Source organism: Collinsella aerofaciens, from assembly GCF_015555045.1.
GTDB lineage: Bacteria > Actinomycetota > Coriobacteriia > Coriobacteriales > Coriobacteriaceae > Collinsella > Collinsella aerofaciens_W.
The window spans coordinates 79552-97458 of the sequence record NZ_JADNJQ010000001.1 but is presented as its reverse complement, the minus strand read 5'-3'; the positions used below and the strand labels follow the sequence as shown (position 1 = coordinate 97458).

Genomic DNA, 17907 nt, shown 5'->3' with positions numbered 1-17907 from the left:
CCGGAAATGCTGTCTGTAAGGGTCCAGAAGGACATCGGTGAATACACCGAAAAGATCGTCGGCAAGCTCTCCGCGCGCACGCTCGTGTGCCTCGCGGGAGGTCTCGCCTCGGCTGTCGGAACAGCCGCCATCTGCCAGTTCATGCTCGGGATCGAGGTGCGCAACGCAGCCCTTCCCGTCATGTGCGCATCCATGCCGTTCTGGCTCGCGGGGTTCTGGCGGCCCTATCACATGAAATTGGAGAAGTTCGTCCCGCTTTGGCTCGATTTCCAGCTCGAGGACCAGAGGGTCTTCTATCGCTCGACCCCCGTGCTCGAGGGCGCTCGGCCCGCTCCTGCGCCGGGGAATCCGTCGCGCAAGGCGAGGCGGAAGGCGAAGAGGAAGGGGGCCGAGCTCTATGATCCTGTCAGGTAAGGGCAAAAAGGAGTCTCCGACGGGGAAAGCCGAGCCGCGCAAGGGCAGCTGGCGCGCCCACGGCGCGCACGCCCGACCGGCGGGGCTGGAGGAGGAAGAAAAGAGGGTCGAGCAGGCTGCGCGCCGAAAGAGGCGCGCACGCGCGGAAGCCAAAGACGTGCTCTCGGCAATCGGCTACGACGCAATGTACGCCGACGGGACCGCGCAGGTAGAGGAAGGGCTGTTCAGCCAGACCATCGAGTTCGGAGACATCAGCTACCAGTCGGCGCGGGAGGAGAACCAGCAGTCCGTCTTCGCAGCTATGAGCGAGCTCTACGACTACTTCGGATCGGAGACCTCGGTCCAGCTCACCATCATCAACACCCCCATCCCCGAGCGGGAGATCGGGCGCAAGCGCTTCTTCGAGAAGAGCGACCCGCGCGTCGACGGATACGTCGAGGAGTACAACCGCATCCTCAACGACAAGATGCGCGAGGGGGTGTCGAACCTCGTGCGCCACCGATACCTCACCTTCCTCGTGGGGGCGGACGACGTCGATGCGGCTGCGCCCAGGCTCGCGCGTGCCCGCAGCGACTGCATGCAGACGCTCGCGAGGATCCGATGCGAGTCGCGCACGCTCGATGGGCAGCAGCGCCTGGCGCTGCTCCAATCCCAGCTGCGCCCGGGATCCGAGCCCTCGTTCTCGTGGGACAAACTGTCCCACGCGAGCGGGCTTCGAACCAAGGACCTGGTCGCGCCCTCCGTGCTCGACTTCAAGCCCGAGGGGCGCGCGGACTGCTACCGGGCGGACGACGCCTGGTGCCGCGTGCTTGTCTTCCGCGGCTTCGGAAGCGATTTGGAGGACGATTGCATCGCCAACGTCGTCGACCTGCCGATGCCCCTGAACGTCACCCTGCACGTTCACCCCATGGGAAAGGCGGCAGCCGTCGCCTACGTGAAAAAGCGCATCGCCTGGATGGACAAAGAGGTCATCGACGAGCAGATGAGCGCGGTGAAGAAAGGGTACGATTTCTCGATACTCCCGCCCGAGCTCTCCCATTCGAAGGAGGAGGCCGAAGAGCTCCTCGACCAGCTGCAGAACAAGAACCAGCGCCTGTTCACCTACACGGGGCTCGTGTTCACCTATGCGGACACGGCGGAGGCCCTCGACCACCAGACCCGCCAGATCATGGCGGCTGCCCGCCAGCGCTCCATCGAGGTCGAGCCGCTGGCGTACCGCCAGCGCCAGGGCATAAACTCGATCCTGCCGCTGGGGCTCAACCATGTGGACGTGTCCCGCTACATGACCACAGCGCAGGTTGCCATACAGATGCCCTTTGCCTCCCAGGAGCTCAACCAGGAAGGCGGTGGCTACTACGGCCAGTCCAAGCAGTCGGGCAACCTCGTCATCTGCAACCGAAAGAAGCTGGCGAGCCCCATGGGCTTCGTCTGCGGCAAGCCCGGCTCGGGCAAAAGCTTCAGCGTCAAGCGCGAAATCATGAACACGATCCTGGCCTATCCCGACGACGAGGTGATCGTCTTCGACCCCGCAGGAGAATATGCGCCGGTGGTGGAGCCCGCAGGCGGGACCTGCATTCGCTTCTCGCCGGACACCGACACGTTCATGAACCCCTTCGACCTCTCCGACGTCGCCGACAAGGCAAACCAGGCGCAGCTCGCATTCAAGATCGACGCGATACTGGCGCTCTCGAGCGCGACCATGGCGGAAGGGCGAGAGGGGCTGCCCGAGGCGGACAAGTCCATCATCAGCCGGTGCGTGGAGCTCGCCTACATGCGCTGCGAGGACAAGGGCCGCCTGCCCGTGCTGGGCGATTTCTACGAGCTGCTGCTCGACCAGGAAGAGCCCGAGGCGCGCGACATAGCGCTCCGCTACGAACGCTACGTCAAGGGGGCGCTGTCGTTTTTCAACCACCAGAGCAACGTCGGCTTCGAAAACCGCATCACCAACGTGGACTTCAAGGACCTCTCGCAGAACATGAGGGTGTTCGGCATGCTCACCGCCCTGGAGGCGGTTCGCAACCGCATGTACGCGAACTTCGAGCGCGGGGTGACGACCTGGCTCTACATCGACGAGGTCCAGAGCCTCTTCGGGCACCCGGCGATCATCAGCTACTTCTCGAAGTTCTGGGCGGAGGGGCGCAAGTTCAACCTGATATGCACGGGCATCACGCAGAACTCGACCTACATGCTCGAGCACGAAGACGCCCGCAACATGGTGCTCAACTCGGACTTCGTGCTGCTCCACAAGCAAAGCCACCTGGACCGGAAAAGCTGGGTGGACCTGCTGGCCCTCTCGGCGCAGGAGGAGGGATACATCGACGACTCCATCAAGGCAGGCGAAGGCCTGCTGGTGGCAGGCGGCGTGCGCGTGCCCCTCAAGGACGACTTCCCGAAAGGGGCGCTCTACGACCTGTTCAACACCAAGCCCGAGGAGATCGCCCAGATAAAGCGCGCCCAGGCGTTCGCGCGCGCCCGGGAGGGCGGCGATGCCTGAGAGCGTTGCTAAATACTCCGCCGATTCCAAGCGTCTCGAGGCGACGGGGCGAACCGAGGCCCGCGCGCTTGGCGAGAGCGAGCGTCAGGACGCCTTCTCGGCGGGAATCGTCAAGGGCGCGGCCGAACGCGCGGGCGAAGCCCTGGCGACGAGGGACGGGTCTGCGGGGCGGGGCGGGGCGGTTTCCTTCAAACCCTCCCCTGCCGGTGCGGAGAAGGCGAAGCCGAAAGCGCATCTTGCCTCGCAAGCCAAGGGGAACCTCAAGCGCGCGATCGCGGACGCCGCCGTATCAGAGGCGGACGACTCCGAGGAGCTCTCCGGCATCGAGCGGGCGAGCGGTGCCGTACGGGGCGCGCGTTCCGTGATCGCACGGCGCGCCGCCTCAAAGAAGGCGCCTGCGGCCTCGAAGGCGAAGGGCCCTCTGAAGGGGACAGCCAAGCATGCCAAGGCAGGGGCACTCGGGCATGGCGCTGCCGCGAGGGCCCGGCACGCGGCAGCCAGCCAGGCTTCCGCCGGGGCGGCGAAGGCCGCGGCATCCGCCGGCGGCAAGGGCGCGGTCGTGGGCGCGGTCTCGTCGGTAGCCGTCCCCGTGGCAGGCGTGCTCGCAGCGGTCATGGCGTTTCTGCTCGCCGTGCTCGCGATCTCCCAGATAGTGAGCGCGCTTTTCGGCTTCTGGCAAAACGAAGCGTCAAAAGCCTCGCTCGAGGGACTTCCCCCGTACATAACCTACGAGATGGTCGAGGAGTCGCTCGCCTGCCAGGAGGAGTACGGGCACCCGGCAGGATGCACGCTCGCCCAGATCATCGTCGAGTCGGGGCAAGGGGACCACCTCTCCGGCCTCGCGACCCAAGACCACAACCTCTTCGGCATGAAGTGGTCGAGCTCGTACGCGCTGTGCGAGGAGGTCGCTGGCAAGAGCTCCTGGAGGACCGGCGAGGAGTACGGCGGCGAACAGGTCACCGTCACCGCCGACTTCATCAGCTTCGTCGGCGCCGCCGAGTGCATCCGCTTTCGGAGCCGCGTCTTTCTGCAGGCTAGCCGTTACGCAGACAACGCGCTCATACGCGAGGCGGTGGCGAACCACGATTCGGACAAGATGGCCGAAGGGCTCAAGGACGCGGGGTGGGCGACGAGCTCGAGCTACGTCGAGAGCCTCAAGTCCGCCTTGGAGGCCTACAACCTCTACCGGTTCGACGGGATGAGCGTGGAGGACCTGCAGTCAGGAGCCCTTTCGGCGGACGCGGTGGTTTCCGCAGCCTACAGCCAGCTCGGGGTCCCCTACGTGTGGGGCGGGACGACGCCGGGCGTCGGCCTGGACTGCAGCGGCCTCACCCAGTACTGCTACCGCCAGGCGGGGATCCCGATCCCGAGAAACACCGAAAGCCAGTACGCCAAGGGCAAGAAGCTCTCCCTGTCGGAAGCCCAGCCGGGCGACATCCTCTACCGAACGGGGCACGTTGGCATCTACATAGGGGGCGACCGCTACATCCACGCTCCCCACCGGGGCGAGGTCGTGAAGATCGATAGCGGGATCTCGAGCTTCACCTGCGCCCTGTCGTACCGATAGAAAAGGAGCAAGAAGATGGACAAAAAGACGAAACTGATGGCCATATGCGCCGCGGGCGCAGCGGTGATCCTCATAGGGGCCGGGCTCGCCCGCTGCGCGGCCACGCCCGCAGAACCGGAAGCGGCAGTGCCGGCTGCCGAGGAGGCGAGCGCGCCCCTCGTCCAGGAAGGCGAGGCGCTTTCCGACTACATGGGAACAACCTGGGAAAGCGCAGACGGCTCTGCGACGCTCACCCTGTCCGAGTCGACGATCGTCGAGCAGGGAGAGGCGGGAGCCCAGGTCATGTACTACGAGGTGCTCTCCGAAGATACCAGCGACGAGGGCCTCGCAGCGCAGATTTCGTTCACGCGCTCGGCCGACGAGCCAAGCTCGCAGACCCTGCTCTCGATACGCCCGTCGGCAGATTCGGCCAGCCTCACTTGCGACGCCCTCGCGTTGTCGAAGAGCTACCTGCTCGCCGAAGGCGCTTCAGCGGGTATCGAGCTGTCCGCGCACTCCTCCGAGCTCAACGAGCTCCTCGGTGCGGACGACTCCGAGATCGCCTCCGCCATAGCGCCTAGGGCGTCAGTTGTATCCCCAACCGCGACGCTCGCCACTTGGGACAGCGAGGTCTACATCGACTGCAAAGAGGACGTCATCACGACCACGTTCCATCTGGACGACGGCGCCTCCACCATCGTGCAGCTCTCGCTCGACCGCGCTACCGGGGAGCTGAGCGCGCTATGAGGCGGGTAGCTGCCTTCATTGCGAACAGGCGCTTTCGCCTTGCTTTCGCAACGACTCTCCTGATGCTCGCGGTTCTGTTCCTTCCTGCCGCTCCCGCATACGCGAGCATCGCGGACGACGTCAACGCGTGGCTCGCGGGGCTTCTGCGCGACGCCTGCAACTGGATGTTCACCAACCAGGTCGCCGTCCTCTCGAGCATCGGCTACGACGGCATCATAGGCGCTGACTTCTCGCAGATGCTCACGACCGCCGGAGACGTGTCCATGTACGACATCGCACACGGCGTCTGGGACGTCGCGGTGCTGCCCATAGGCTGCGGCGTGCTCAGCCTCGTGTTCACGGTGAAGCTCATCCAGATCAGCCAGCGAATGGACGGCAACGCCTCCTTCCCCGGCGTGAAGGAGGTCGTGTTCCTGCTCGTTTTCTTCGCCGTGTTCCTCTTCCTCATACAGAACAGCTTCGAGCTCATGGAGGCGGTCTACTCGGTGGTCGGTCTTGCCATCGACCGCACGATGGCGCTGCTCGGATCGGGCGGGGCGATGGACCTCACCGCAGTGAACGTGGTCACCGAGGACGACGACGTGCCCGCCCTCATAGCGCTGCTGTTGGTGTCGGTCATCAGCTGGGTCGTGGTGCTCGGAGCCTACATCGTGGCGCTCGTTGTCTGCTGGGCGCGCGCCATCCAGCTCTACATCATGGCCGCGTTCAGCCCGATCCCGCTCTCCCTCATGGCGTTAGACGACACCCGCCAGATAGGAATCGGATACCTGAAGAACTTCACGGCGGTGTGCCTGGCGGGGCTGATCATCCTGATCCTGCTCATAGCCTTTCCGCTCATCTTGGGAGGCCTCACCGGGGCGAGCACCTCGACGGGCACCCCCATCGACGGCATAGCGGCGGGGCTCACCTACGCGCTGCAGTACCTGGCGATGTGCGTGCTGCTCATCCTCTCCCTCGTCAAGAGCGGCGCATGGGCGCGCGACATCGTCTCGGGAATCTGATCCGGGAACTGACGTTTTGAAAGGGGGTGGTCGCCTTGGATGGCTGACCGAAACCGAAGGCAAGGCAATCAGGCGGGGCTTCCACAACTACGCACGCCTAAAGGATGCAAAGAAAGGGGCATGAAATGCCTGAGAAAAAGAACACCTACCTCACGCTCCACAAGAATTTCGTGCGTACCGACATCGAGTACGCCGACCGCGTTACGGGCGAGTCGCGCACCTTCAACTCGGTCACGTTGCCGAAGGGCACGGTGATCGACGGAGTGGACGTGAGCTACTACCAGTTCAGCCCGATGTTCGTCAACGAGTCCCGCTTCCGCGGGGAGAACTACCGCGACATCCCGCTTCTGACGGATCGCGAGGTGTGGCTCAAGAAGAGCGTTCTCGACGAGAACGGGCAGCCGATCGTTGACGAGAACGGAAAGCCGGCAAAGGACGTCGTGCGCGTCATGCCGGCGCAGATCAAGGAGGCGCTCGACCGCAGCCGCAGCGAGTACCTGCAGAGCCTCTCGGAGAAGGCGCGCGGAGCGCGCGAGGGCTCGGAGCGCCTGGGAAACGGCGATTCACGCGCCGCGCATAGCCGCGAGAATCTGGCGATGTGAGCGAGGTGGGAGAAGATGAAAGAGAAAGCGATGGAGAGGATAACCTCCTCGAAAATCGTGCGCGTGGCCATGGCGATGGCCCTCGTGTTGTCCGTCGCCATCGTTCCTGCATCCGCGTACGCCGCTGGGAACGTGAACGTCTCTATCGGCCGCGACATCCCCTATGCGGGATACCTCACCACAGATATGAGTGCGGATGGGCAGCTCGCCTACTGCATCGAGCCCATGCGCGGAACGCCGGCTGCGGGGTCGTACTCCACGAGCCCTGCCGAGGACCTGGCCGCAGCCATGTGGTTCTCCTTCGGCGCACCCGGCTTCGACGCGTCCATGTGGCCTGCCTCCTGGTACGATGGCAGCGGCATGGACGACGACAAGTACCAGGTCGCGAGCCATATCCTGCTCTCGTATGCGAACCTCGGTTCCGCAGCGCAGGCGACCTACGGCACGAATGCCGATTTCGCCTCCTGGGCGGAGCGCGAGGTGATCGGGGGCGCTTGGAGCAAGGTCTGCTCGCGCGCAGGCGAGGTCTCTACCGGGTTCTCAGCCTTCAGGATCGACACGGGCACCGATTCCCAGGAACTCGCGAGCTTCACCTGGGACCGTGGCGGCGTGAAGATCTCCAAGGTTGACGCGGAGGCGGGCTCATCCGAGCAAGGCGACGCTTCCCTCGAGGGAGCCGAGTTCGCCATCGTCAACGCCTCTGGGATGAACTCCTTCGTGGGAGGGCATAGCTATGCCGACGGCGAGACGGTCATGACCATCTCCACCACCTGGGACGGCTCCGCCTACACCGCGCAGACCGCAGGCGACGCACTCCCGTGCGGCTCCTACCGCATCGTCGAGACATCCGCGCCCGAAGGCTACCTCGCTTGGGACGGTGCGCTCGAGTTCGCGATCGAAAGCGACGGGCAAGTTGTCGACCTCACCGGGGGTCCCGTCTCGGACGACGTGATCCGCGGCGGCGTGCAAGTGGTGAAGGCAGACGCCGAGCTTGGCAAATCCGAGGCGGTAGGCGGAAACGGCCATACTTCCGACGGCATTGGAACGACGCTCTCCGGCATCGAGCTCACCATAACGAACGACTCTGCGGCCAAGGTCCTCGTGGGAGACGCCTGGTACGAGCCAGGCGACACGATCATGGCAATCGAGACCGCCTGGAACGAAGAGGCGGGCGCGTACACGGCGCAGACGGCCTCCGACGCGCTGCCCTACGGCACCTACACGATCCAGGAAACCGCAACCAACGATACGTACCTGCTGACCGACGGCGAGCCCAAGACCTTCGAGATCCGCGAGGACGGCGTCATCGTCTCGGCCGATGCCGCTGGCGGGGACCTCGAGTTCCGAGACCAGGTCGTTCGCAACGACCTCAAGATCTCCAAGAAGGCAGAAGACACCAACGAGAGTCTGCAGGTGCCCTTCGCCATCACCAACGAGGCGACCGGCGAGACCCATGTTTTGGTGAGCGATCGCAACGGCCAGGCTTCGACCGAGGCAAGCTGGAACAAGCACACCGCCAACACCAACGGAAACGACCATCTGCTCGAGGCGGATTCCATCACTTCCGAAATGATGGATTCCGAGGCGGGGATCTGGTTCGGGCTGGGCGAGGACGGATCGGCAGCGCCCGCCGACGACGCGCTCGCCGCTCTTCCCTTCGGGCAGTACACTCTCGAGGAGCTTCCCTGCGAGGCGAACGAGGGCTACAACCTCATAACGAAGACCTTCTGGATCGACCGCGATTCCGGTGTTGCCGAGGCGGTCTGGATGACGCTCGACGACCAGGAAGGACCGAAGATCGGAACGCAAGCGGCCGATGCGGCTGACGGCGACCAGATCGCCCAGGCGGATGAGCAGGCGACGATCGTCGACACCGTCTACTACGAGAACCTCGAGTTCGGCGGAACCTACACCCTTACCGGTACCCTCATGGTGAAATCCACCGGCGAGCCCCTGCTCGACGCGGATGGCAACCCCGTGACCGCCACCAAGGAGTTCACGGCCAACAACACGAACGGCTCGGTCGACATCGAGTTCACCTTCGACGCGAGCCTGCTCGCGGGCGAGGACGTCGTGGCATTCGAGAGCATGGCCAAAGACGGTATCGAGGTCGCGACCCATGCGGACATAGAAGACTCTGGCCAGACGGTGCACTTCGTCGACATCGGGACGACCGCAACCGACGCCTCCGACGGCGACAAGCTCGTGACGGGCTCCGAGGTGCTCATCGCCGATGAGGTCTCCTACGAGGGGCTGACCCCCGGCGAGCGCTACACGCTCGAGGCAACGCTCATGGACGCGGAGACGGGAGAGCCCCTGAAAACCGGCGAGGGTCCCCTCGCATCTGACGTGACCGCATCCGTCGAGTTCGTCGCCGAGGCAGCCGACGGCATTCAGGTCGTAGAGCTCTCCTTCGATTCTGCCGGCCTGGGCGGTCATCGCCTGGTCGTGTTCGAGAAGCTGCTCGATTCGCAAGGATCGACCCTTGCCGTGCACGAGGACATCGACGACGAGGGCCAGTCCGTAACGGCCGTCGAGATCGGGACCGTGCTCGTCGACGCGTCCGACGGCGACCACACGGTCGAGAACGGGACGGTGAGCGTCGTGGACACCGTCGAGTACAAGGGGCTCGTCGCTGGCGAGACCTACACCGCCCACGGCACCATCATGGACAAGGCCACCGGCATGCCTCTCGAGGATTCGGACGGCAACCCGGTGACTTCCACCGCGGAGTTCGTGGCTGAAAGCTCGGAAGGAGCCGTAGAGGTGACCTTCGAGTTCGATGCGTCGAAGATCGAGGAGGGGGCTGCGCTCGTGGCGTTCGAAGAAGTGCTCGACGTGAACGGAAACGTCGTCGCCGTGCACCAGGACATCGACGACGAGGGGCAGACCGTGCTCGTCGACAATCCAGAGACTCCTGGCACCCCCTACGACAAAACGGGCAACGATTTGCTCCCTGTATGGGTTCTGATCAGCGTCCTGGTCGTCTGCGGGGCGGCAGCGGGCGCATATGTGCTTCGCAGCCGTGCCCGTAACGACGCGGCAGGCGCCAAGGAGGCTTCCGACGAGTAGCTAGGCTTTCTCCTCGGCTTATAGAGAAGGGCGGGGCGGCGTTAGAGCCTCCCCGCCTGTCATTTTGGAGGCTCCTATGAAGACGAACATCAAGCAGAGGCTTGCCCTTCTGGCATCGATAACGGCATTGATCGGCGCTGCGGTGCTGGGGATTTGGCTCTTCGGCATCCACAGCAGGGCCGTGGACATAGACCCGTCTCCCGTTTCGAACACCCCCTTGGAATGCGAGGCGGGCGATGGGTTTCCCGTTGTCGACTGGGAGTACTGGCTGTCCGTGAACCCCGATATCGTGGCCTGGGTGAGTGTCCCTGGCACGGGTATCGACTACCCGGTGGTCCAGGCGAGCGCCGACGACCCGACCTTCTACCTCGACCATGACGTCTATCGGGGCTGGAACCCCTACGGATGCCCCTATCTCGATGCCGGGTGCGCCGAGCGGGGGATCGACAGCCCGCTCGCGCTCGTGTTCGCACATCACATGAACGACGGCAGCATGTTCTCGGCGTTCGCCAGCTATTCCGACGCAGGATTCGCCGAGGCGCACAGCGAGATCTTCCTTCAGACGCCCGGGGAAAAGATCCGCCTAAAGGTCATCGCGGCGGATGTCGTGGACTCCAACGTCGAGTACAAACGTTTGGACTTCGCCGGAACCGAGGATTTCGACTCCTGGCTCGGGAGGCTTTTGGCGGAAGCTGACGTCGTGCTCGATGGAGACACTCGTGCAGAAAGCGTCAAGGCGTTCTGCACCTGCAGCTACGGCAGGTGGAACGGGCACGAGAGGACGATAGTGTATGCGTGCGAGAGGGCGGAATAGCGAATCTGGCCATATGTTTCTTCATCGCCATGCCGATGAAGGCAATCGCGACCGCAGAATACGCTTCATTCTATCAAGTGGGATCAATCAAGCGCGAAGGAAATGCTTGCTGCATACAAGTAGGATAGCTCAGATAGCCATTACGCTTGTCGTAGACGATAGAGCTTCTGCCCTACATGTTGTTGCTGGCTTTTGCCGTGCTCCAGCTTTTTGAGGGCAATAATTGATATTGTCTTAGCATATTGCCTTTGTGGCATTCAATGCGATGTATTCTTTCATTTAAGCAATACGTCTACTTTTCCTAGAGGGCATGGCGATTCAAAATCGCTTTCACGTAACATTGCAATATTATGATTAAGTCTTTCAATTATTGCATCAAGGTCTTTCTCATTTAGAGGTCTGTTCGTATCGTAAACTGAAGATTTCGGATCAGGAAAAAAGAGTGCTTGACCAGGTGTTTGCCTCGTTTCGATTTCGCTTCTCCCATATACATGGATGTGGAAATGTCTTTGCTGTTTACGAAGGAACGACCAGTTTCCGTTATCTTGAAAATTCAACCAAATTATTTTGAGTCCCCGTTTTCGTAGAGCAACAATATAAGCCGCTTCCAGCGCTTGAAGTAAGACGGCTAATTTTTGCGCTTCTCGAACGGAGAGCTCGCTCCTGTAGCTAACATCTCGTTTAGGGTAAACAACAAGATGGCCTCCATCATCTCGATCTACGTGTGGGCGCTTCGGTAACCTTATTTGAAAATCATCATCTTCCCAAACGACTGGCTCGATATCATCCATCAGCTCTTTCTTCCTTCTGTCTAAATCTGCAGCATATCGCGGTACAATTCATAACTAATAAATTGTACCGCGTTTGAATAATGCATCATCAAACAGGCATTACATGCGTCTTTATAGCAACTTGTTAGGAAGAACGGTTTGGAAGAATTTTCTAGAATAGAAAGAGCCAATGAACTTACGGCTCAATATGAAATGCAATATGAAACATTGAGAGAAGAGATTTCTAACTGCACACGCTACTCAAACGAATTCTCAACATTTTCAATGACTGCTCTAGCAGCTGTTCTTGCATTTGCATTTTCGTCCGATAACCCTTTTCTTTTCTTGGTTCCCTTCGTGCTAATAATTCCGTTGTCTTCAAAAAGTCTGTATTACCGTAAGAATATTTCAAAAATTAGCGCATATATGATCGTCATGCTTGAGCCAGGAATTGAGGGCTATCTATGGGAGACTCTGGTTGAAAAGTACAAAGAGGATAAAAAGTATTCAAAATTTACCATTTTTAGAAATTACGAATACTTGTTTGAATCTGCCATCTGCGTGTTGCTGTATCTGTACTATGCGGCTGAATCGAGCTTCGATACCATACCTTTAGCCATAGGGGGATTGTTTGCCCTTGTTGCACTTATATACGTCTCCATTATTTCATATAAGATGGCGCATACTGGGCAGCTTAAGTCAGTTTCGATACGAAAATGGGAGCAGATAAAACGCGATATAGAGGCGTGTGAAGAATAACTTCACACGCTCAGACAAAGCAATTGCATTCAATTGTGTGCTCGCAGTGCAATATACTTCACATAAACCGAAACACGGCTTTAAACAGCCAGCGGACGAACGCACCTATTCCTCTGAATATCGCTCTAATCATCTTCAAATCCCTCCATCCAGTTTCCCTCTTCTTTTTCCAAGGGCATTTCTTGGGCCGCCTCAGCCTCGATTGCCCGTTCGAGCGCATTTGCCGTGATTCCGATGGCTTCGGCCATGAGCACCTGGCTCGCCGCCAGCTCCTCGTCGGCGTTTGCCAGGTATTCGTTCAGCCGCACGATGCGGCCTGCAAGCGATCCTCCAAATCCGGTGAACAGGAAGCAGGCTCGGTCTATCTTCGCCACGTCAACGAGCTCGCCGAACAGCCTGGCGAGCACCGCCGAGCCGTCCATGGCGATGCTCTCGATCGCGGCAGTTTCCTTTGGTGTGGCGAGCTGGAATCTCCAGCCCTTCTCGCGCCTCGCCTCGGGAACGCCTTCTCCCTCTTCTCGGTAGCTCTCGTTCGCAGCGTAGCAGTGGGCAGTAAGCCAGATGCCGTCTTTTTCGGCGTCTTCGTAGTCGAGCGTGAAGTCGGCGAGCATGCTCTTGCCCGAGAAGGGCTGGGCTTCGGTGAAGCGGTCGGTATCGAATACCTCTATGCGCCCTTCGTAGGCGATCTCTATCCTCATCGAGCCTCCCTCCTATCTCGCTGCCTGACCCGATGCGCTTGTGCTTTCTGGCTCCGCTGCTCCTGATCGTCTCGCCTGAGGGCTCCTTCCGCGCTCTGCGGCGGCCTTTGCCGCTTCGTCTGCAAAGTCTCGGGCAGCAGCCTTGCCTGGGCCATGTACGCCCGCACCTCGCGCAGAGCGTTCGCCTGATCGGCGGAGCCCGCATCGCCACGGGACTCGAGCCTTCTGATCCTTCTGTCGAGGTCCGCGAGGCTGCGGGCGTTCGAGGACATGCAGGCCTCGATGGCCTTGGCGAGCCGATCCAGTTCCGAAAGGTCGTTCAGTTCGAGCGCGCCTTCGGCATGGGAGAGTATCTCGCGCGAGGATGCCGGGGTGGGGTGCCAGGCGGCAATCCTGGAAAAGCGCCGCCTGAGCGCCTCCTGCCCGAAGGAGAGCCCCAGCTTCTCTCCGCCGATGCGCCAGGTGGGGTGGTCGGCGAGCGAGTAGACCCAGTCACGCCTCCATGAGCGCTCTGAGTTCTGCGCGACATCGACTTCCAGCGTTTCGAGCACTGCCATGAACTCGTCCTCGTTTCGGGCGAGTGCCTTGGCTACCGTCACGCGGTTGCGTATGTCCGAGACCCAGGAATAGCCGCCCTCGCTAGCGATCTCCTTTTCTGCGCGGCGGATGTAGGTCTTCTGCATCGTGGCGGGCGTTTTCTTGCGTGCCGGCTCCTCTTCGCATTCCCTCACGATCTCGTCCCTCATGAACCGAAGCCCCCGCTCCTCGGCGAGGTCCTGGAGGCTGCGGTTGAGCTCCAGCGGGTCGGGGGTCTGCAGCCGGCGCTCGGTTGCCAGGTTGGTGTTGTTGACGACGATGTGCGCGTGCGGGATCCGGTTCTCGTTGTCGTCGTGAAGGACGATCGCCACCTCGAAGTCGCTGAAGTGCTTGAGCGCCCAAGCGCTCGCGAGCTCCGCGACCTGGTCTGCGGTCAATCCGTCTTGGGGGTCGGGCGACATGACGTAGTGCTTGAACGTGCGGGCCGGTTTGCCGCGGTACGGCGTGTCGTTGCCGCAGGCGTGCCTCGTCGCGTCCATCGACTTCGCCCAGTCGAAATCCCCCGGGGCTTCAGAGACGTTCTCGAAGACGCGCTCCTCTTGCCATGCGAAGTTCATCGTCAGGACCCCGAGCGCGCGTCCCCCTTTCTCGAGGTAGCGCTTTATGCCGGCGCACCCCGTGTGCCCGGCTATGGGCTTCAGGAGCGGCACGCTAATCGCCCCCGACTATCGCGCGACCCTCGAGGGCATCGAGCTCGCTTTCGATCTCCGAGCGGCCCTCTTCGACCTGCGCGAGCAAAAGAGCGCACTCGTCGAGCTTGCCGGATACCCACTCCAGGTCCCCTCGGCCGTGCTCGAGGGCGAACTTTATGGAGTTCAGGGCGTGCATGCCCTGGTTGTAGTGATGTCCCCACTTGACGAGCTCGCGAGAGAGCTTGCGCATGGAGCGCCCATCGAGCAGCACGCCGCCGCGGTCGGCGTTCGCGGCGTCGTCCGCGACCATTCGCGCGACGTAGCGCAGGTACTCGGAGCGCGTGAGCTCCTCTTCGTCGGCTCGCTCGCAGACTGCGCGGAAGTCGGCGTCGCTCACGCGGGCGGTGAGCACGTTGTCGTATTTCAAGACCTTCGTCATCTTCTCGATCCTTCGCATCCTTCGCCGCGCGGACGTCGTGGAAGCTTGCGCGGCGCGTCTTCTCAGGGGCGCGGGGCATCCCCCGCATGGCGGCATTCGCGCATCTCCGCGCTGGCGTGACCCTCCCCTTGCGCCGCCTGGCGCAGGGACGGGGCAGAGCGGCGCATTCGGGTGCCTGAGATGCCGCCTCCTATCTCGTGTATACGAGATAGGCTACTTGCTGGAAATGGTGCAGGAGCCCCAACGGGGCGCCTGCATGGGGCTAAATTCGTCCGAGGAGCCTGTCGGCCATTCCCGCGATATCCTCAAGCGCCTGCCTGTCCAGCTCGCTCGGTTCGCCCAGTGCTTTCGATTCGTAGCGCCTGAGCGCGCGCAGGGCGCTTCCGAGCGGTGCCGAAGGCTTCCGCTCTTCTTCTTGACGAGGTTTCGCGCTCGGCTCGCTCGTCGCTTTCCTCAGGAACTCCGTCGTCTTCTTCTTGTCGAGAGGATGCTCCTTCCACGAGGAGAAGAGCCGTTCCTGCTCGTCGGGTTCCATTTTCGCGAGGGCGTTCACGGCGTCTGCCGAGAGCGAGTCGGAAAGCGCCGCCTCGCGCCACCCCGCGACAAGATCCTCTTCGATCTTGCGCGCCAGCGACTCCTGGCGCTGGATCGTCTTTCCTGACACCTTTCGCCCTGTCTGCTCCGAGATGATCGCCGCCTTGATGTCTTCCGTGCGCATGCCGGAAAGCTCGGGGTTTTCCACCCGCATGCGCTCGACCTCCATCCCGAGAGCGCGGCTCGCCGCTGCGCGCTCGGTCACGGTGAGGTTGCGCACGAAGTAGTTGGCGGCATGGAGCAGCATGACCGACTGCTCGTCGGAGATGCCGCGTATTATCCGGCAGGGGATCTGGGCGTACCTCTCGTCCTCTTCGGCGAGCATGGCGTATGCGGCCTTCCTGCGGTGCCCGCTCACCATCTGCCAGCTCCCGTCGTCGAGCTTGCGGACGAGGGGCAGGTCGGTGAGACCCTCTTTCTCGATGCTCTTCGCGAGCTGCGCTATCCCCGCATCGTCCATCGAATAGGCCGTGTTCTCGGGATGGTCGGCTATCTCGCCGACGGGGATTCTCTCGATAGGGTAATCGCTTCGAGTGGCCGCGTTCTTGTCGAGGAGGCCCGAGATGGTGAACCCCGATGCCGTTGCCCTAGCCATGGAGCACCTCCTCTGCGAGCCTCTCGTAGTCCTTCGCGGGGCGGCTGTCGGGCTTGAACGTCGCAACGGGCTGCCACTGCCAGCTTCCCTCGCAGACCTTGGAGCTCGCGTGGATGACGGTCTCGAACTGGTTGTCTGGGAAGTAGGAGTCGAGCACCTCCGCGCCGGTGGCCTCTGCGTTCGTCATGAGCCCTGGAACGCAGGTGCGCAGGATCTTCCATTTTGGCGTGGGCACGCGCAGGGCGTCGGCGATGGACTCTATGGCGTTGACCGTGAGCGCGGTGCCCCGCATCACGGTGGAGTCGAGCTTCACCGGCACGACGACCATTCCGTCTCCCGCTGCTGCGAGATAGGCGCTGAAAGCGAGGCGTTTCATGGTGGGGCTGCAATCCAGTATGCAGATGTCGTAGAGCCCCGTGCAGTCGTCGAGCGCGAATCGCAGCCTCTGCTCGCGCAGGAGGAGCTCGTTTTGGTCGACGAGCTCGATGGTCGAGGGCACGACCGAAAGGCCTTCCGTCCCGGTTTCGAAGGCGATGTCCTCCACTGCCGCGTTTGCGTAGAGGAGCTCCACCGCGCTTCGGCGCTCCTGCGCGGCCTTGTCGTAGAGACCGAAGTAGTCGGTAGCGGACGCCTGCGGGTCCAGGTCGATGAGGAGCGTTCTCAGGCCCCTCTTTGCGTAGATTGTGGCGAGGTTGACCGCGGTGGTGGTCTTGCCGACCCCGCCCTTGTAGTTCGATACCGCGATGGTTCGCATGTCTTCTGCCTCCTTTGCATCTTCAGATGCCGCCGTGTGATGTGGAAGGTTCGGCGGCGTCCGCGTTTCGTATACCCAGTATACCCTAAACCGTTCGAAAACGAACGGTTTAGGGCGGGAAAGGCGGCTACTTGCGGCCAACGATCAGGGCGGATTTCTCTTCGATGCGGTTGTTGGGGTTCCATGACCAGTCGCCGTCGTGGTCGTAGCGCGCCACGAGCGGCGTCCCGTCATCATCGAAGGCGACCACCGGGTAGGTGGAGTACTTGCCGTCGATCCCTCGAGCCCACACCTCGTCGCCGAGCTCAAGTTCCGAAGTCGCCACCTCTGTGGAGTCCAGCAGCGCGCCGAGTCTCTCGGCTTCGGGCATGGACTCATCGAGCGCGCGGAGCATCCCGTCGAAATCGTGTTCGTCTTCCTCTACGAAACCCTCGTACGGGAGGATGCGGTCGACTATCTTCCATCCGTCGACGACGTAGATCCCGTTGTCTCCGGGGTTCATGCGCCTGTCGTCGGAGTAGGGCGCTATGCCCACGCTCAGCGTTCCGCCGAAGAAGTTGCCGACGACCTGGCAGAGCCTGGCCCATCCGTAGCTGTCGGAGCTCGGCGCGCGGTAGCCCTTGAGCTCGCAGTACCTCAGCAAGGGCTCTACGGTGTCGCGCCCTCCGTTCCAATGCAGGTACAGCCCGATCTTGCGTTCGGGGGTGGTGATGACGGCTCGGTTTCCCATGATGCGTTCCTTTCTGCGAAGATGCGAATCGGTTGGTGCGCCGCCTCGAGCCGGTGCCCGAGGCGGCTTATGTCGAATCCGGCTAGACCCGGAGGTCCTAGTCGGCCTGGCCGGCGGTAAGCCCGCACCCGAGGCAGTTGATGTGGTGCTTCAGCAGCGCCCGGTTTTCCGAGAGGAGCATCATCGCGATGCTGTCGAAACGTACCGGCATGTCGACGTAGCCGGCGTCGTCTGCGTGCTCCGAAAGCCAAGCCGCCGCGGCGATCTCCCTGCGTTCGCGAGAGCCCTCGTTGCCTTCTTCGGGCATTCCCTTGTCGAAGCCGTGCCGTGCGTAGACGTCCACGAAGACCACGGTGCCGTCTTCCCTTGCCACCAGGTCGAGCGAATTTCCGCCTTCGGATTTCCAGTTGCTCTCGATGACCTCGTATCCGCGCTGCTCGAGAAACTTCTCCGCCGCCTTGATGGCTTTTTCCTTGAGTTCGGACATGATTGACCTCCTTGGGTATCGGCGGTTCGCCCCTTTGGCCTTCCGCCTTGTGAAGCGAGGGGCGCATGGGTTCTGCCGCGGGCACAAGGGAGGAAAGCGAAGGAGGGCTTGGAAAGAGATTCGCTCCGGTGTTTTTCGAAAAGTTTTGCCTGCGTCAAACGG

General features: G+C 62.0%; 17 protein-coding genes. 9 read left to right on the top strand and 8 right to left on the bottom strand.

Features of this window, described 5'->3' with window-relative positions; all coding sequences use genetic code 11:
• Positions 1–6 precede the first annotated feature (6 nt).
• The 8 genes from I2E45_RS00595 to I2E45_RS00560 all read left to right on the top strand — a co-directional run bounded on the left by I2E45_RS00595 (position 7) and on the right by I2E45_RS00560 (position 10690).
• Positions 7–414, top strand: coding sequence for a PrgI family protein (locus I2E45_RS00595; protein ID WP_195443614.1), 408 nt, complete (start codon positions 7–9; stop codon positions 412–414).
• A complete protein-coding gene (locus I2E45_RS00590; RefSeq protein WP_229058749.1) occupies positions 398–2908 on the top strand; it encodes a VirB4-like conjugal transfer ATPase, CD1110 family in 2511 nt (836 codons plus the stop codon). The genes I2E45_RS00595 and I2E45_RS00590 overlap by 17 nt, the downstream gene beginning before the upstream one ends.
• The gene (locus tag I2E45_RS00585) at positions 2901–4475 is read left to right on the top strand and encodes a C40 family peptidase (RefSeq protein WP_195443611.1); all 1575 of its coding nucleotides are present in this window, start codon (positions 2901–2903) and stop codon (positions 4473–4475) included. Before I2E45_RS00590 ends, I2E45_RS00585 begins: the two co-directional genes overlap by 8 nt.
• Positions 4476–4490: 15 nt before the next feature.
• Positions 4491–5201, top strand: coding sequence for a hypothetical protein (locus I2E45_RS00580; protein ID WP_195443608.1), 711 nt, complete (start codon positions 4491–4493; stop codon positions 5199–5201).
• 62 nt (positions 5202–5263) lie between these two features.
• Entirely contained in the window at positions 5264–6202 is a 939-nt protein-coding gene (locus I2E45_RS00575; protein WP_229058748.1) for a conjugal transfer protein TrbL, read from the top strand.
• Positions 6203–6327: 125 nt separating this feature from the next.
• Entirely contained in the window at positions 6328–6804 is a 477-nt protein-coding gene (locus I2E45_RS00570; RefSeq protein ID WP_195347144.1) for a DNA gyrase, read from the top strand.
• 15 nt (positions 6805–6819) lie between these two features.
• On the top strand, positions 6820–9876 hold the full coding sequence (locus tag I2E45_RS00565) for a VaFE repeat-containing surface-anchored protein (RefSeq protein WP_195443604.1): 3057 nt from the start codon (positions 6820–6822) through the stop codon (positions 9874–9876).
• Positions 9877–9952: 76 nt separating this feature from the next.
• On the top strand, positions 9953–10690 hold the full coding sequence (locus I2E45_RS00560) for a class B sortase (RefSeq protein WP_195443602.1): 738 nt from the start codon (positions 9953–9955) through the stop codon (positions 10688–10690).
• A gap of 275 nt (positions 10691–10965) precedes the next feature.
• On the opposite strand, the gene I2E45_RS00555 is transcribed toward I2E45_RS00560, so the two are convergent.
• Positions 10966–11481 carry an HIT family protein gene (locus I2E45_RS00555; RefSeq protein ID WP_195443600.1) on the bottom strand — a complete coding sequence of 172 codons (516 nt, stop codon included), beginning with the start codon at positions 11479–11481 and terminating at the stop codon, positions 10966–10968.
• Between the two features lie 138 nt (positions 11482–11619).
• Between I2E45_RS00555 and I2E45_RS00550 the strand changes: the two genes are divergently transcribed.
• Positions 11620–12219 (top strand): hypothetical protein, encoded by a 600-nt coding sequence (locus tag I2E45_RS00550; protein ID WP_195443598.1) that lies wholly within the window; start codon positions 11620–11622, stop codon positions 12217–12219.
• Between the two features lie 125 nt (positions 12220–12344).
• Here the strand turns inward: I2E45_RS00550 and I2E45_RS00545 are convergent, their stop codons facing one another.
• The 7 genes from I2E45_RS00545 to I2E45_RS00515 all read right to left on the bottom strand — a co-directional run bounded on the left by I2E45_RS00545 (position 12345) and on the right by I2E45_RS00515 (position 17745).
• Positions 12345–12917 (bottom strand): hypothetical protein, encoded by a 573-nt coding sequence (locus I2E45_RS00545; RefSeq protein WP_195443596.1) that lies wholly within the window; start codon positions 12915–12917, stop codon positions 12345–12347.
• Positions 12914–14164, bottom strand: coding sequence for a relaxase/mobilization nuclease domain-containing protein (locus tag I2E45_RS00540; protein WP_195443594.1), 1251 nt, complete (start codon positions 14162–14164; stop codon positions 12914–12916). The genes I2E45_RS00545 and I2E45_RS00540 overlap by 4 nt, the downstream gene beginning before the upstream one ends.
• Position 14165: 1 nt before the next feature.
• The gene (locus I2E45_RS00535; protein ID WP_229058747.1) at positions 14166–14585 is read right to left on the bottom strand and encodes a hypothetical protein; all 420 of its coding nucleotides are present in this window, start codon (positions 14583–14585) and stop codon (positions 14166–14168) included.
• Positions 14586–14847: 262 nt separating this feature from the next.
• Positions 14848–15774 carry a ParB/RepB/Spo0J family partition protein gene (locus tag I2E45_RS00530; protein WP_195443593.1) on the bottom strand — a complete coding sequence of 309 codons (927 nt, stop codon included), beginning with the start codon at positions 15772–15774 and terminating at the stop codon, positions 14848–14850.
• Positions 15767–16528 (bottom strand): ParA family protein, encoded by a 762-nt coding sequence (locus tag I2E45_RS00525; protein WP_195443590.1) that lies wholly within the window; start codon positions 16526–16528, stop codon positions 15767–15769. Before I2E45_RS00525 ends, I2E45_RS00530 begins: the two co-directional genes overlap by 8 nt.
• 127 nt (positions 16529–16655) lie before the next feature.
• Positions 16656–17258, bottom strand: coding sequence for a hypothetical protein (locus tag I2E45_RS00520; RefSeq protein ID WP_195443588.1), 603 nt, complete (start codon positions 17256–17258; stop codon positions 16656–16658).
• A 97-nt stretch (positions 17259–17355) separates the two neighbouring features.
• Positions 17356–17745, bottom strand: a complete 390-nt coding sequence (locus I2E45_RS00515) for a YraN family protein (protein WP_195443585.1) — start codon at positions 17743–17745, stop codon at positions 17356–17358.
• Positions 17746–17907 lie beyond the last annotated feature (162 nt).